Origin of the sequence: Clostridium zhoujianii, from assembly GCF_051590805.1 — a bacterium.
Classification (GTDB): domain Bacteria; phylum Bacillota; class Clostridia; order Clostridiales; family Clostridiaceae; genus Clostridium.
Window position 1 is genome coordinate 136,352 of sequence record NZ_JBPUTF010000005.1, and the last position, 16,232, is coordinate 152,583.

General features: G+C 31.8%; 13 protein-coding genes. 2 read left to right on the forward strand and 11 right to left on the reverse strand.

The window, feature by feature from the left end; translation table 11 throughout:
* Window positions 1-111: 111 nt before the first annotated feature.
* From ACSYT2_RS17435 to uvrA, 4 genes are all read right to left on the reverse strand, one after another.
* Window positions 112-1,557, reverse strand: coding sequence for a peptidoglycan D,D-transpeptidase FtsI family protein (locus ACSYT2_RS17435; RefSeq protein ID WP_438385292.1), 1,446 nt, complete (start codon window positions 1,555-1,557; stop codon window positions 112-114).
* A 3-nt stretch (window positions 1,558-1,560) separates the two neighbouring features.
* Complete coding sequence (locus tag ACSYT2_RS17440) at window positions 1,561-2,787, reverse strand: FtsW/RodA/SpoVE family cell cycle protein (RefSeq protein WP_430857053.1); 1,227 nt, start codon at window positions 2,785-2,787, stop codon at window positions 1,561-1,563.
* 28 nt (window positions 2,788-2,815) lie between these two features.
* On the reverse strand, window positions 2,816-3,256 hold the full coding sequence (locus ACSYT2_RS17445) for an FHA domain-containing protein (RefSeq protein ID WP_430857015.1): 441 nt from the start codon (window positions 3,254-3,256) through the stop codon (window positions 2,816-2,818).
* A 98-nt stretch (window positions 3,257-3,354) separates the two neighbouring features.
* Complete coding sequence (gene uvrA / locus ACSYT2_RS17450) at window positions 3,355-6,177, reverse strand: excinuclease ABC subunit UvrA (protein WP_430857016.1); 2,823 nt, start codon at window positions 6,175-6,177, stop codon at window positions 3,355-3,357.
* A gap of 520 nt (window positions 6,178-6,697) precedes the next feature.
* On the opposite strand from uvrA, the gene sfsA reads away from it, so the two are divergent.
* Together sfsA and ACSYT2_RS17460 are read left to right on the forward strand one after the other, a co-directional pair.
* Entirely contained in the window at window positions 6,698-7,393 is a 696-nt protein-coding gene (gene sfsA / locus ACSYT2_RS17455) for a DNA/RNA nuclease SfsA (RefSeq protein ID WP_430857017.1), read from the forward strand.
* Between the two features lie 56 nt (window positions 7,394-7,449).
* Complete coding sequence (locus tag ACSYT2_RS17460; protein WP_430857018.1) at window positions 7,450-7,944, forward strand: NAD(+) diphosphatase; 495 nt, start codon at window positions 7,450-7,452, stop codon at window positions 7,942-7,944.
* Window positions 7,945-7,979: 35 nt separating this feature from the next.
* On the opposite strand, the gene uvrB is transcribed toward ACSYT2_RS17460, so the two are convergent.
* The 7 genes from uvrB to ACSYT2_RS17495 form a co-directional block, all read right to left on the reverse strand.
* Window positions 7,980-9,950, reverse strand: a complete 1,971-nt coding sequence (gene uvrB, locus ACSYT2_RS17465) for an excinuclease ABC subunit UvrB (RefSeq protein WP_438385294.1) — start codon at window positions 9,948-9,950, stop codon at window positions 7,980-7,982.
* Window positions 9,951-10,101: 151 nt separating this feature from the next.
* Window positions 10,102-11,391, reverse strand: coding sequence for a signal protein PDZ (locus ACSYT2_RS17470; protein WP_438385296.1), 1,290 nt, complete (start codon window positions 11,389-11,391; stop codon window positions 10,102-10,104).
* A 14-nt stretch (window positions 11,392-11,405) separates the two neighbouring features.
* Window positions 11,406-12,659, reverse strand: a complete 1,254-nt coding sequence (locus tag ACSYT2_RS17475; RefSeq protein ID WP_438385298.1) for a S41 family peptidase — start codon at window positions 12,657-12,659, stop codon at window positions 11,406-11,408.
* Window positions 12,660-12,730: 71 nt separating this feature from the next.
* A complete protein-coding gene (gene ftsX / locus ACSYT2_RS17480) occupies window positions 12,731-13,621 on the reverse strand; it encodes a permease-like cell division protein FtsX (RefSeq protein WP_438385315.1) in 891 nt (296 codons plus the stop codon).
* A complete protein-coding gene (gene ftsE, locus ACSYT2_RS17485) occupies window positions 13,611-14,297 on the reverse strand; it encodes a cell division ATP-binding protein FtsE (protein ID WP_430857022.1) in 687 nt (228 codons plus the stop codon). The genes ftsX and ftsE overlap by 11 nt, the downstream gene beginning before the upstream one ends.
* 163 nt (window positions 14,298-14,460) lie before the next feature.
* Window positions 14,461-15,306, reverse strand: coding sequence for a YitT family protein (locus tag ACSYT2_RS17490; RefSeq protein WP_430857023.1), 846 nt, complete (start codon window positions 15,304-15,306; stop codon window positions 14,461-14,463).
* 16 nt (window positions 15,307-15,322) lie between these two features.
* Window positions 15,323-16,171, reverse strand: a complete 849-nt coding sequence (locus ACSYT2_RS17495) for a YitT family protein (RefSeq protein ID WP_430857024.1) — start codon at window positions 16,169-16,171, stop codon at window positions 15,323-15,325.
* Window positions 16,172-16,232: the final 61 nt, after the last annotated feature.

Below are 16,232 nucleotides of genomic sequence, written 5' to 3' on the forward strand. Positions count from 1 at the left end.
TACATATACAATATACATTATAATATAGTCTATTCCATTTTTAAACATTTTTTGTAATATTTATTAAATTAGAAAGAGCATTGTATTTCTACAATGCTCTAAAAATATTTTTTATTTACTAAAAGCCGCATTCATCATGCTTCCAACAACTGGTGCTGCTGATGTTGCCCCGAATCCACCATTTTCAACAATTACGGCTACTGCTATTTCAGGATCATTTGCTGGTGCAAATCCTATAAACCATGAATGATCTTTCCCTGAAGAATTTTCTGCTGTTCCTGTTTTACCTGCAACATTTTTACCATTAAAATAAGACATTCCATTACTCTTAACTAAGTTTACCATATAATCAGTTATTATATTTGCATCCTCAGCCGATAGTGCTTGTGAGTATTTCTTACTGCCTATTTTCTTAACTGTATTTCCATTCATATCAACTACTTCATTTGCAAGCTTAGGTTGTATCATTATTCCATCATTAGCTATAGCACTCGCAACTAATGCCATTTGCATAGGTGTTGCTAAAATACTACTTTGACCAATACCACTTTGTGCAATCATGCCTTTTTCATACTTTTCTAATGTAGGGAATCTACTATTCTCAATTCTAAATCCATCTGCAGGAATTGATTTATTAAATCCGAACTTCTCTGCTGTTTCCTTCAACTTATCATTCCCTAGTTCCATTGCTAAAGTACCAAAAACTACATTACTTGATAGCTGAAATGCCGTCTTAAGATTAATATCTCCATGAGCCTGCCCACCTACATTAGGCAATGACTGTTTATCATTAAATACTATCCTACCTTCATCCTTAAATATCCTCGATGTAACACCAGGAATATTCTCTAATGCACTTGCTACTGTAATAGGTTTAAAAGTAGACCCTGGAGGATATAATCCTGCAACCGCTCTATTTATAAGTGGAATTCCTTCATTTTCCCCAGTAGCCATGGCTGCATCTAAATCATTGGGATTGTATGTTGGCTTAGATACCATAGCTAATACCTCTCCAGTCTTTGGATTTAAGGCCACTGCAGCACCTTTTCTATTCCCAAGAGCATCATAAGCTGCTTTTTGAATTGCTGGATCTAAAGTTGTAATTAATCCATTGCCAACTTTAGGTTCATCTTTTCCCCTTGTTTTAAAAGCCTCTTTTAATTCTTCCGAATCAAAATCTCTAAGAAAGCTTCTTAATCCCGTTCCTACACTACTATAAGTAGATAATTCTTCATCATAAGCAGCCTCTAATCCAGTTAATCCATACTTCTGATTAACATAACCTAAAGCATGAACATATAAGTCTCCCTGTATATATTCTCTTGATTGTGTAAGGGTACCTGTTTTCTCACCACTAGTTAAGGCATTCTTATCTCTATCATAAATAGTTCCTCTTAAAACTTCATTTCTCTTAGCCCATAATCTCTTATTTGTAGTCTTTGCAGCTATTTCAGGTGCCTTAAAAACTTGGAAATATGCAATATAAGATATCAAAGCTACAAGAAGAAATGAAAAGACTACCATTACCTTCTTTACATTATTTCTAAAGTCATTCATATTCTAGCCCTCCTCTGATACCTTTTGTAATATTCCTAGTGCAAAGAAAGTAGTCAGCATCGAACTACCACCGTAACTAACAAATGGTAGTGCTATACCTGTTAAAGGAATCACTTTGAATATTCCTCCGATTATAACCAATACCTGACAAGCTATCATTACACTTAATCCTACTGCTGTAATCTGTGAAAACTTATTCTCAGTTACAAAAGCTGCTCTTATAGCTCTATAGAATAGTAAGAAGAAGAAAATCATTATTCCTATCCCAAATACCATCCCAAATTCCTCACAAATTATTGCAAAAATATAATCTGAACTTGGTACTGGCACAAAACCTGGATATCCTTGTCCTAACCCAGAACCAAACATCCCTCCTGAAGAAATTGAAAATAATCCTTCTACAATTTGATGTCCAGCTCCATTTGGATCAGCCCATGGATCTTTCCATATCTCAACTCTATTTCTAACGTGACCAAATAGTTTATATGCTATACTAGCACCTATTGCAAATAGTCCTAAACAAGTTGCAACATATTTCTTTTTTGATGTAGCAACATATAATATAGATACTGAAACTCCAAAGAATATTAATGCAGAACCTAAATCTGTTTGAAGAACTAAACATCCTAGTGAGAACATTACTACTAGCGCTGGTTGTATTAATTGTTTTATACGATCTAATCCCTTCTTTTCAGAATCATAATCCTTTAAAACTGCTGCTAAATATATAACTAAAGTTATCTTTGCAAATTCTGAAGGCTGGAATCCCATCCCCCCGATAAATACCCAGTTAGTTGCACCATAAGTAGACTCACCAGTTATTAATCCATATAAATATGCTAATGGCATTAATACTAATGTTATTCCAAGATACACGTGTTTATATTTTGATAACTTTGTCATATCTGGTAATAGTACAACCGTTAAAATGTATACTATTATCCCCAAAATAAACCAAACCACTTGTTTAATTCCTTCTGGTGGCTCGATTCTATATATCATTGCAATTCCTATTACAGATAGAATACTTGCAAATATAAGTAAGAACTTATCTCCATCGGGATAAAACTTTCTGATTACGTAGTGTGCATAACCTATTACTAAACATAATACTACACCCATTATTAACGCACTTTTATTAATAGGATTCTTTAATATTGCTAGATTTCCAAAAAGAGCTATACATAAAATATATGTAAATATTAATAGCTTCTTTTCATCCTTTCGCATCTTCACCTTACCACCTCGATCCTTAAACCTATGCTAAAACTTTAAAATTCGTTGTTCCTATCTTTATTTCATCATTTCCAAATAGCTTCACTCTACCTGTAATTCTATTTCCATTTACAAAAGTTCCATTTGTACTGTTTAAATCCTCAATATAAAGAATATTATTTTTTATCACTAATCTAGCATGGTTACCTGATACGTGCTGATCTGATAATACAATGGAATTATCATCTTTTCTTCCTACAGTAATAGTACTTCTAACTGGAATTACTGATCCCTTTTTTATATTCGTACCCTCTACTGCTTCTAGCACTTCTAGCCCATGGGTTTTCTTGGATGTAGGTTGTCTCTTTCTTCCACCACCCTTGACATCTTTACTCATTATTTTTAGAGCTTGGTAAATTATAGAGTATAAAATAATTATAAAAATAATACCAAACACCACAGCTGCAATTTTAGAAAAATTCATAACTTCACCTCAAAAATATTTTTCCTATATAACTTAGATTATACAACAAATGATGTATAAAACCATAATTATTCTATTACATAATAATTAATTAAGAATTACAGCATCTTCTTTAAATACTTACCAGTATATGAATTCTTATTCTTAGCAATTTGCTCTGGAGTCCCTTGTGCTACTAATGTACCACCCTTATCTCCACCTTCTGGTCCTAAATCTATCATATAATCAGCACATTTTATCATATCCAAGTTATGCTCTATTACTATAACTGTATTACCTGCATCAACTAATCTTTGAAGAATCTCAACCAATCTACTTACATCATCAATATGTAATCCTGTAGTAGGCTCATCTAAGATATATAAAGTCTTTCCTGTACTTCTCTTTGATAGCTCATAAGCTAATTTAATTCTCTGAGCTTCTCCACCTGATAATTGAGTTGATGGCTGACCTAGTCTAATATATCCTAATCCCACATCATATAATGTTTGTAGTTTATTCTTAATTCTAGGTAGGTTTTCAAAGAATGTTAATCCTTCCTCTACTGTCATATTTAATATGTCGTCTATGTTCTTACCTTTGTATTTTACTTCTAGAGTTTCTCTATTGTATCTCTTTCCCTTACATACTTCACAAGGAACATATACATCAGATAAAAATTGCATCTCTATCTTTATAATTCCATCACCTGAACATGCTTCACATCTTCCACCTTTAACATTAAATGAAAATCTTCCTGGCTTATATCCTCTCATCTTTGCTTCTGGCGTTGTAGAAAATAGTTCTCTTATGATATCAAAAGTTCCTGTGTAAGTTGCTGGATTAGAACGAGGTGTTCTTCCTATTGGACTTTGGTCAATATCTATTATCTTATCTATATTCTCATAGCCTAATATTTCCTTATGAGCACCTACTGGATTTTTACTTCTGTTTACTAATTTATTCAACCCTCTATATAATATATCATTCACTAGAGTACTCTTTCCTGATCCAGATACACCTGTTACTGTTGTTAATGTTCCTAAAGGAATTGATATATTTATATTCTTTAAATTATTTTCTTTTGCACCCTTAACTGTTATTTTTTGTCCATTACCTTTTCGCCTTGATGTAGGTGTTTCTATCTTCTTCTTTCCAGTTAAATACTGACCAGTAATAGACCCTTCACATGCTTTTATTTCATCTAGCGTACCAGCTGCAACTATCTTACCACCATGTTCCCCTGCCCCAGGTCCTATATCAACAATATAGTCAGCTTCTTTCATTGTATCCTCATCGTGTTCTACAACTATAACTGTATTACCTACATCTCTAAGATTCTTCAATGTTCCAATTAATCTATCATTATCCCTTTGATGAAGTCCTATACTTGGCTCATCTAGAATATATAAGACTCCCATTAATGATGATCCAATTTGTGTTGCTAATCTTATTCTTTGAGATTCTCCTCCTGATAAAGTTCCTGAATTTCTTGATAGATTTAAATAATCAAGTCCAACATCAATTAAAAATTGTAATCTGCTCCTAATCTCTTTTACAATTTGCTCACTAATAATTTTATTCTTCTCAGAGAATTCTATGCTATTTAAGAACTCTAATTCTTCTCTAATTGGTAATTTAGTAAATTCGTTTATATTTTTATCTCCCACTCTAACTGCTAAAGCTTCTTTCTTAAGCCTTGCTCCGTGACATTTAGGACAGTGATTATTACTCATATATTGTTCTATTTCGCCTTTAATCATATCTGAGTTAGTTTCATTATATCTCCTCTTTAAAGAATTTATTTCTCCATCAAAAGCATAGTTATAGATAGCTTTTACCCCATCCTTTACATACTCTACAGGTAGCTTCTTACCCTTAGTTCCATAGAATAGTATATCTACAACCTTCTTTGATAAATCCTTTATTGGAGTTTGTAATGAAAAATCATACTCCTTACTTAAAGCTTTTAAAATTGCATATGTCCATGAATCTCCCTTTAATCTACCTTCTCCCCAGGTAGCTATTGCACCCTCCATAATACTTAGTTCTTTATTAGGTATAACTAGATTTTCGTCTATTTCATACAAGCTACCTAACCCGTCACACTCATCACACTTTCCGAAAGGTGAATTAAAGGAAAATAATCTTGGAGCAAGCTCATCTATACTTATTCCGCAGTCAGGACATGCAAACTTTTCACTAAATAATATATCTTCTTTATCTATAATATTAACTAATACTAATCCCTCACCTAATTTTAAGGCTGTTTCTAAAGAATCTGTTAATCTACCCTCTATTCCATCTTTTATAATTAATCTATCAACGACTGCTTCAATGTTATGCTTAATATTTTTTTCGATTTTTATTTCTTCTTCGCTTAAATCATATATTTCATTATCAACTCTTACTCTTACAAATCCGCTTTTCTTTATATTTTCAATTACTTTTTCATGATTACCTTTTCTACCTCTTATAATAGGTGCTAATATCTGAATTTTAGTTCTATCCCCAAGATTCATAACTTTATCCACTATTTGATCCACAGTTTGTTTACTAATTTCTTTTTCACACTTTGGACAGTATGGTGTTCCTACTCTTGCATATAATAATCTTAAATAATCATATATCTCAGTAATAGTTCCTACTGTTGATCTTGGATTTTTGCTTGTAGTTTTTTGATCTATAGAAATTGCTGGTGATAACCCTTCTATATACTCAACATCAGGTTTGTTCATTTGTCCTAAAAATTGTCTTGCATAAGCAGATAAAGATTCTACATACCTTCTTTGACCTTCTGCGTATAATGTATCAAAAGCTAATGATGACTTTCCTGATCCTGATAGTCCTGTGAATACAACCAACTTATCTCTTGGAATTTCCAAATCTACATTTTTTAAGTTATGTACCTTTGCTCCTTTAATTATTATCTTATCTTTCATAATGTAATCCCCTTTTCACTTAATATCTATATTTTGTACTTCTTCTTATAATTTAATCCCGAACATAAGTTCTATAACCATTTTAAAGTTTATCTATATTATTGTCAATTATACTACCATATTCTTTTATATTATATAATAACTACTATTAATTATCTAATAATAATTGTTTATTTTCATTCTCTGACTTATTCTCATAAATTATAAAAACCATGTGGATAAGTAAATAAAGTTATACACAAGCTTAATGCCCTAAAATAGGCGTTTATGTGTATAATGTGGATAGAAATTGCATTTCTGTGGATAACCTGTTTTTAGCTAATACTTTATCCACAGAAATTAAAACACAATATATACTAATTCTTTTTATTACAACAACAATATAGAGAAAGTTGCATAAAAAATAATTATCCGTTAAAATCTGTTACATACAAAGAGTAACTTTCTATAATAAATACACACATATTCAACAAAACTGTGGATAGTTTCTGTGGATAATGTGTATAAAAGAGGTGGATAAATGAACTATAATAAAAATATACACAAAGCAACCTTTATAAAAAGACCTAATAGATTTAATGCCCATGTATTATTTAAGGGAGAAGAAATTGTTGTCCATGTACCTAATACTGGGCGTTGTCGTGAAATATTAGTTCCTGGATGTACAGTTTTCCTAAGAGAAGAAACTAATCCTACAAGAAAAACAGCCTTTGATTTAATAGCAGCTTACAAAGAAAATACCTTAATAAGCATCGATTCTCAAATTCCAAATAAGGTAGTAAAAGAAGCTCTAGAAAATGGTGCTGTGGATAAGTTGAAAAAGTATCCTCAAATTTTAAGCGAAAAAACTTTTGGTTCTAGTCGATTTGATTTTAAACTATCTAATGAAAATGGTGAAGAATATTATCTAGAAGTTAAAGGTGTTACACTAGAAGAAGATGGTCATTGTAGATTCCCAGATGCTCCAACAGAGCGAGGAACAAAACACTTATTAGAATTGATTGATGTGAAAAATAGCGGTCGTGGAGCTGGAGTTCTTTTCTTAATTCAAATAGATGATGTAAAAAGTTTTAGACCAAACGATGAAACTGATCCAAATTTTGGTAACGCACTAAGACTTGCAGATAAACATGGAGTGGATATTTTCGCCTATTCATGCAATGTTACTGAACTAGGTATAACTTTAGATAAACCTGTGGATATTATATTGAGGTAGCTACTATACTATGCTATAGTAATTAATATATAGACTATAGAAAACAGGGGGATAATATGAGATTCAACTTTTGTCCAATTTGCGGAAAACAACTAGAAGAGAAATATAGCTGGGATGAAGGTGGAGTACCTTATTGTTCATATGATAATGAATTGTTTTTTGACTTACCAAAACCATGTATAATGGTTGCTGTTATTAAGGATGATGAAATACTCTTATTGAAACAGAGCTACATATATAAAAATTCTAAGGTTCTTATTTCAGGCTATATAGGTGTAGATGAAAAAGCAGAAGATACCGTTTATAGAGAAGTTTTGGAAGAAACAGGAATAAAGGTAGATAATATTGAGTTTCTTGGAACTGAATATATAGATGGTAAAGAATTGCTTATGCTAACATTCCAAGCAAGATATAAATCTGGAACATTAACAAAATCAGATGAAGTAGAGATGGCTGGATGGGAAAAAATTAATACAGCTATTGCTCAAATGGAAGAAGATGTTGTTGGTAAAAGGGTACTTCGAAAAGTCCTTTCAAATATTAATAAATAAAAAGAGATAAGCAATCAAATTGCTTATCTCTTTTTCTATTCTTTTAACTTTTCTAAAAGGTCTCTAAGTTCTGCAGCTCTTTCAAATTGAAGATTCTTTGCTGCATCCATCATTTCTGCTGTGTACTTCTTAATCAATGCTTTCTTTTCCTTTGGACTTAAGCTCCCGCTTTCTTCTTCAGTACTATATTCAACTGACTCCTCTGATACCTTAGTTGCTTCAATCACTTCCCTAACATCCTTAATTATTGTTGTGGGAATTATTCCATGTTCTTCATTATATTCATTTTGAACTTTTCGTCTTCTTTCAGTTTCTTTTATTGCCCTTTCCATAGATCCAGTTATTCTATCCGCATACATAATTACCTTACTCTCTGAATTTCTAGCTGCTCTACCGATTGTCTGTATAAGAGATGTTTCCGACCTTAAGAAACCTTCTTTATCTGCATCTAATATTGCCACTAATGCTACTTCTGGAATATCAAGACCTTCTCTCAAAAGGTTTATTCCAACTAAAACATCATATTCTCCTAAACGAAGATCTCTAATTATCTGCATTCTCTCAATAGTATCTATATCAGAGTGCATATAAGTAGTTTTTATCCCCAGCTCCGTCAAATACTTTGTTAAATCCTCAGCCATCCTCTTAGTTAAAGTAGTTATTAATGTTCTAAAGCCTCTTTCTGTTGTCTTTTGAATTTCTGCATATAAATCATCTATTTGACCAGTAACTGGTCTTATGATTATTTCTGGATCTAATAATCCCGTTGGCCTTATAATCTGCTCAGCAATTATTGAAGAATTATCAAGTTCATATTGGGCTGGTGTTGCACTTACAAACACTACTTGATTAACCTTCTTTTCAAACTCCGGAAATTTTAAAGGTCTATTGTCATATGCACAAGGTAATCTAAATCCATACTCAACAAGTGAATCCTTTCTTGATCTATCTCCTGCATACATTGCTCTTACTTGAGGTAATGTAACATGACTTTCATCTATAAACATTAAGAAATCTTCTGGGAAGTAATCTATTAATGTTTTTGGTGGTGTACCTGGATCTCTATTATCAAGTATCCTTGAGTAATTCTCTATCCCGCTACAATATCCCATCTCCCTAATCATTTCTATATCAAAATTAGTTCTTTGTCTTATTCTTTGCGCCTCTAATAACTTATCCTGGGCATTAAGCTCTCTTAGCCTCTCTTCAAGTTCATCTTCAATTCTTTTTATTGCTTTTTCTAAAGTCTCTGTTGAAGTAGCAAAGTGAGATGCTGGAAATATAGCTACATGTTCCCTCTCTCCTAAAATAGTCCCCGTTAAGACATCAAACTCTCTTATTCTATCAATTTCATCCCCAAAAAATTCTATCCTAATACCTTTATTCGATGATGATGCTGGTATTACATCTAATGAATCTCCCCTTACTCTAAAGGTACCTCTTTTAAAATCTATATCATTTCTCTCATATTGAATTTCAATAAGACTTCTTATTATCTCATCTCTATCTTTTTCCATTCCTGTTCTTAAACTAACTGTAAGCTTCTTATATTCATCTGGGTTACCCAATCCATATATACAAGATACTGATGCTACTATAATTACATCTCTTCTTTCAAATAATGCTGAAGTGGCAGAGTGCCTAAGTTTATCTATTTCATCATTTATTGATGCATCCTTTTCTATGAATGTATCAGTTTGAGGTACATAAGCCTCAGGCTGATAATAATCATAATAAGATACAAAATACTCAACAATATTGTCCGGAAAAAATTCTTTAAATTCTGAACATAGCTGTGCTGCTAAAGTTTTATTATGTGCTAATATTATTGTTGGTCTTTGTAACTTTTCTATTATATTCGCCATTGTAAAGGTCTTTCCAGATCCAGTTACTCCAAGTAATGTTTGCCCTCTATTACCATTGTTAATTGAATTAACAAGCTCATCTATAGCCCTAGGTTGATCACCTGTAGGTTTAAATTTTGAATGTATTTTAAATTCTCCCATAATTTCACCTGCTCTCTTTAATCGAACTTATATTCGTATCTATATTTTACTTTTTCCCCCTATTATAGTCAATCATATAATATTATCTTTGTCCCTATTTAATATTTTTATCCACAAAAAAGGTTGACTGTTACCAGCCAACCTCATTATATCACTTATCTTTATTTTCTCTATTTTCTTTTATTTTTTGTAATACCTCGCTAAAGTTTCTATTCTCAAATGATACTACCTTATCCGGTGTTACAGCTTTAGGAACTAAGACAGCACCAAATCCTCTCTTATCATTTTTCATATAAATCTCTTTAACACTACCTCTTTTGTCTCTTACTCTTAATGTAAAATTATATATACCCTCTTTCACAATTGAGTATATTTCTTTTTCAGATAATACTTCTTTATCGTTTATACTAAGTATCTTATCCCCAGCTCTTAATCCATGTTCAAATGCTTTTGAATATGGAATTACTTCAAGAATAGATATTCCATCTGCTCCACTCACAAATATAGGAGATCTCTTTTCCTCTAATTTTCTTTGAATTATCATCATACCTTCATGAGCTAGAGGTGCAAATAATACCACTATTATTTCTCCAATGAATCCAAACCTAGCTAACTGTGCTACAAGAGTAAGCAATATACCAAAACCTAATGTAAAAACCCCTGATGATATTGCCTTTTCTTTTTTCTTTCTTGTAAATGTAACTGAGGAGTATCCCAATACACCAAACATAGGAAGTAACGTAAGCACCATAGTGTTAATAATAGACATTATACTATCACTATTTAAAAGTGGCCACCATCCTGGTGTACCAATACTTTCCGTTCCAGCTCCAGATACAGAAGCTGTAGAGTAGGCAATGAAAATAGCTATAGGTAATACCCAATACCTACTTAGGGCATAGCCACCAATAATTCTGCCATTTCTATTGGAGAATACCGGTATAGCTCCTCTATCCCCATCAAACATCACTAAAATTCCTTCAACAATATGTAAAACACCTACAAAGGTCATAAGAGCCATAATATCAACCCTAAACAGTCCTTCTCCATTACTTGTTGTTATATTGAAATAAGTAAATATTAAACTTACTATTCCTAATACTGCTCCTGAATAAGAAAAACATACAAATCTAGGTTTTATAAACATTAACAGTACTGATAACATGAATAGGAACTCAATACCTGAATTTTTTGTAAATATTACTCCCAAATGACTTAAAATTAAACTTGCCAGTATCCCTGCAAATATACCTAATACTATTTGTGATAATGTAAGTTCTAGGGGAGAGTTTACACTCTCCCCTACTATCATTTTTTGCATTACAACTAATCTTCTATTTTTAATGAAAAACATTACTCCGAGTAAAACTAATATTAACATTAGTGAGGGCTCTACAATAACATATGCCACAGATCTTAATGTATATAGTACTAAATCCATAACTCACGCCCCTCCTACTTAATCTTGTCTTTGATTACCTCAAGACCTTTTTGGAATTGAGGATCACTATTTCTGTCATAGGCTCTATTAATATCTTCTTCTGATAACTTAACCTCATAATCAGGATTAATTCCTTTTTTATTAATGTTTTCACCATTAGGTGTGTAATACTTTGAAATTGTAACCTTTAATCCACCAATACCGCTTTTTATTTCAAAAGGTAATTGTACTACACCTTTTCCATAGGTTGTAGTACCTACTGTCGTTGCAATATCGTAGTCTCTTAAGGCTCCTGTAACAACTTCTGAAGCACTAGCAGTTAATCCATCTGTTAATATAACAAGTGGTGTACCTTCTGCTATACCTCCAACTGAAGATGATACATCTTTTTGATCATATTTATTTATTGTATAGGTTACTGTCTTTCCTTTTGGAATAAACTCTGATGCAATATTAACAGCTTCTGTTAAATATCCACCACCATTTCCTCTTAGATCAAGAATTAAACCCTTCATTCCTTTTGCTTTAAAATCTTTAAGCATATTATTAAAATCTTTAGATACATCTTTATCAAAACTTGTTAATCTTATATATCCTACTTCATTATAAATCATTTCACCCTTAACTGATACTGTCTTTACTGTGTCTCTCATTACGTCAACATCAAATACTTCACCATTACCTCTACTAATAGTAAGTTTAACAGCCTTCTTCTCTACTCCTGATATTAATGATACTGCCTTAGATTGATCATTTCCTATTTCCTCTCCATCAACTGCCAATATTACATCTCCTGCCTTTACACCAGCAGCTTCTGCAGGACCGCCTTCAATTGGAGAGTCTACAGTGACCTTATCATCTTTTAAAGCTATATATACCCCAATACCCATAAATGCTCCCGAATTAGATTCCATAAATTTATCATATTCTTCTTTATTCATGAAAACTGTATATGGATCTTTTAAGGCATTAGTCATTCCTTTTATAGCTCCTTCAAGCATAGCGTTATCATCTAATTCTCCATCATAAAGACGATTTAAGTCCTCTCTTACTTCAAATAAAGCACTATACTTATCTACATCTTTTATGTTCTTCATTACCTTTGAGTATTCAGCCCCATTAGGTCCCATAACATATCCATATTTTGCAAATATATTTCCTGCAAAAAATGATCCTATTATCGCTATAACAGTTCCTACTATCAAAAGATTTTTAGTAAGTTTTTTTCTCTTTATACTATTTTCTCTTCCTTCTCCCAATTGGCTCATTACTCAAACTTCCTTTCATTCTTCGAAGATACCCTTTCCTATAGTAAGTATTCTATTCTTATAATTATAAATTATACTCTTAAGAATTTTCTTAATGCTGCATAACTTGCAACTCCACCAACCGCAATACCACCTAGAATAAACTTCCATAATAGTGATATTGATACATAACTAGTTGGTACAAGCCTTACTGCTATCATATTAGCCGCTATCCATGAAGATACAAGCTCATAACTAATATATATTGCTATTACAGAGAATAGTGCTCCAAAGAACCCTATAACCATTCCTTCAATAATGAATGGCCATCTAATAAACCAGTCTGTTGCTCCAACAAACTTCATTATTCCAACTTCTCTTCTTCTTGAATATACTGTTAACTTTGTTGTATTCATTATTAAGAATATAGATACTCCTATTAAAATTGCAAATAGGATTATACCTATAATTTTTACACCTCTAACTATATTATGGACAGTATTTATTAAATCTTGCTGATTTTTTATACTTTCAACTCCTGGTAAATCTTTAACAGCTTCACTTATACTCTCTGCATAACTTGGATCATCAAGTTTTATTATGTATGACTCTGGGAATGGATTCTTTTCTAAAGTATATCCTTGTAACATCCCTTCACTCTCTTGCATACTACTTTCAAAGTTCTTAAAGGCCTCTTCCTTTGATTCGTATTGTATTTCCTTTACTCCTGGTTGTTCTCTAAGCTTAACTTCTATTTCTCTTTTGTCGATTAATTTTACATCATCAAGTAAAAACACCTTTAACTCTACCTTAGATTCAACACCTATAATTGCTAAATTTGCATTCTTTGCAACAAGTGAAAATACTCCTAAAACTAAGAATGTAATTAAGACGGTTATAACTGATGCTATACTTATAGTCTTATTTCTTTTTAAACTCTTAAACGCGTCTCCTATGAAATAATTTACTGTATTAATTTTCATCTTCGTACATACCTCGCTTTTCATCTCTAGCTATTTCTCCACCTTCTATAGCAATAACTCTTTTCTTCATGTTATCAACTATATCCTTAGCATGAGTAGCCATCAAAATTGTAGTTCCTGCTTTATTTACATCATCTAATAAAGCCATTATCTCTTTAGCTGTTTCTGGGTCAAGATTTCCCGTAGGCTCATCTGCAATTAATACAGATGGGTTATTTACAATAGCTCTTGCTAATGATACTCTCTGTTGTTCTCCACCTGATAATTCGTTTGGAAACATTTTGTATTTATGAGATAACCCAACGAGTGATAATACCATAGGTACTCTTCTTCTGATTTCTCTTGGTGATGCTTCTACAACTTTCATCGCAAAGGCTACATTTTCATATACATTTAGATTAGGAATTAATCTAAAATCCTGGAATACCATCCCTACTTTTCTTCTAAAATACGGAACTTCCTTTCTTTGTAAATCTGTTAAATTTGTACCTCCTACAACAATACTCCCTTTAGTAGGCTCTATCTCTTTTAGAAGCATTTTTATAAAAGTTGATTTACCTGATCCTGATGGACCAACTAGGAATACAAATTCCCCCGCCTCTATATCAATACTTACATCTGATAGGGCTTTTACATTATTATCATAAATTTTAGATACATTCTTAAATTTTATCATGTTAACACTCCTTAGCACTTTTAGATATTTTTCTTTAAAATACCTGTCCATCTTACAGTTATATTATACCATAGTCCTCTTATATGAGGATATAATTCACTATTTTACTTCATTATATATTTTTTTTATAAATTCGGAAAACTCGTCATTCTTAATTATCCTATTACTGCTCTATCAAACTTCCAAATCCTTTCCCTAACACCTCTGTAGCTTCATTTACAGTTATAAATGCTCCTGGATCTTCTGCTTTCATGAATTGCTTAAGTTTAATAAACTCTCTTCTATTCAGAACAGTAAATATAACAGTATTCTCCTCCCCTGTATATCCTCCTTTCCCCTTAAAAACTGTGCATCCCCTATCTACATCGTCTTTAATGTAATTAACCACAAGTTTTTGTTGCGATGTAAATATTATAACTTGCTTACAAGAGTTAAATCCATCTATAAATTTATCAACTAAACTACTAGTTAAATATACACTCAATAATCCAAACAAGCCAAGCTCTACTCCAAATGTATATATTGCTAATATAATAACTATTGAATCTGAAATTAAAAGTCCCTTACCTATATCCATATTAAAATATTTGCTTAATATTTTGGCAGTAATACTAGTACCCCCTGTTGATGAGCCTTGATTAAAAACAATGGCAGATCCCATTGCTAAAAGAACACTTCCAAAAATACTTGCAAGTATTAAGTTATCTGTTAGTCCTACTGGTGCCATAGTTTTTTCTATTACTGATAGTATAGCTGATAATCCAAAAGCTGCATATATGCTTTTTATACCAAAGCTCCCTCCAATGAAAATGAATCCCAATACAAATAACACTGCATTACACATTGTCATTACAATTCCTGGTTCTACATTAAATACATCGTTCAATACTAAAGCTAATCCTGATATTCCCCCTGAAGCTATCTTATTTGGAAAGAAAAAATACTCTAGCCCTATAGAAATTATTATAATTCCTACTGTGATTAATAGATATTCTTTAAACTTCTTCATTAGTTCCTCCTTAAGTTTAGTCCATTTCTTTAAAGCCTTCTCCTAAAATTTCATGAGATTCCCTAACACTAATAAATGCCTTGGGATCGATTTTTTTTATAAATCCTTTTAATTTAATAAATTCACTACGACCTAATACTGTATAAATTACTTTTATGTCCTTACCTGTATAAGCACCCTCACCTTTTAAGTAAGTACACCCTCTAAACAATTCCTCTAAAATAAATTTACTTATTTCATCCTGCTTACTACTCATAATGATTATTTCTTTACTAAGATTAAATCCATCAATAAATCTATCAACTGTAATCCCTAAGATAATTACACTAAGCATAGAATAAAATCCAATGTCTAATCCAAATACCATAGCAGCCCCAAAGGTTATTAAGAAATCTACTATAAGTAGAGCCGTACCAATATTGATATGTAAAAACTTATTTAATATCTTAGCTAGTATATCTGTACCCCCTGTAGAAGAGTTGTTATTAAATACTATTGCCATCCCAAAAGCCGAGATAATTGTTCCAAATACTGTAGCAATAACCAAATCATTTGTAATTGCACTTGGTGCAAAAAAACTTTCAATAATCCACATAACCACTGAAAGGCCAACACTAGCAAAAATAGTTTTCCCTCCAAAATTCCCATCAATGACCATAAATGCTAAGGCAAATAATAATAAGTTAACTATCAATGTAATAGTTCCAACGCCTATACTTGGAATAAGACTATTTATAACTATTGCTAATCCAGTTACACCACCTGCTGCTAAATTATTTGGTGCAAAGAAATACTCTACCGATATAGCTACCAATATAATTCCAAATGTTATTAATAAATACTCCTTTATTCTACTCTTATCCATACTAACCACTCCTCCTTTTTAATATCTAATTATAATTATAGTTCCTCTTGTCACTAAAAAA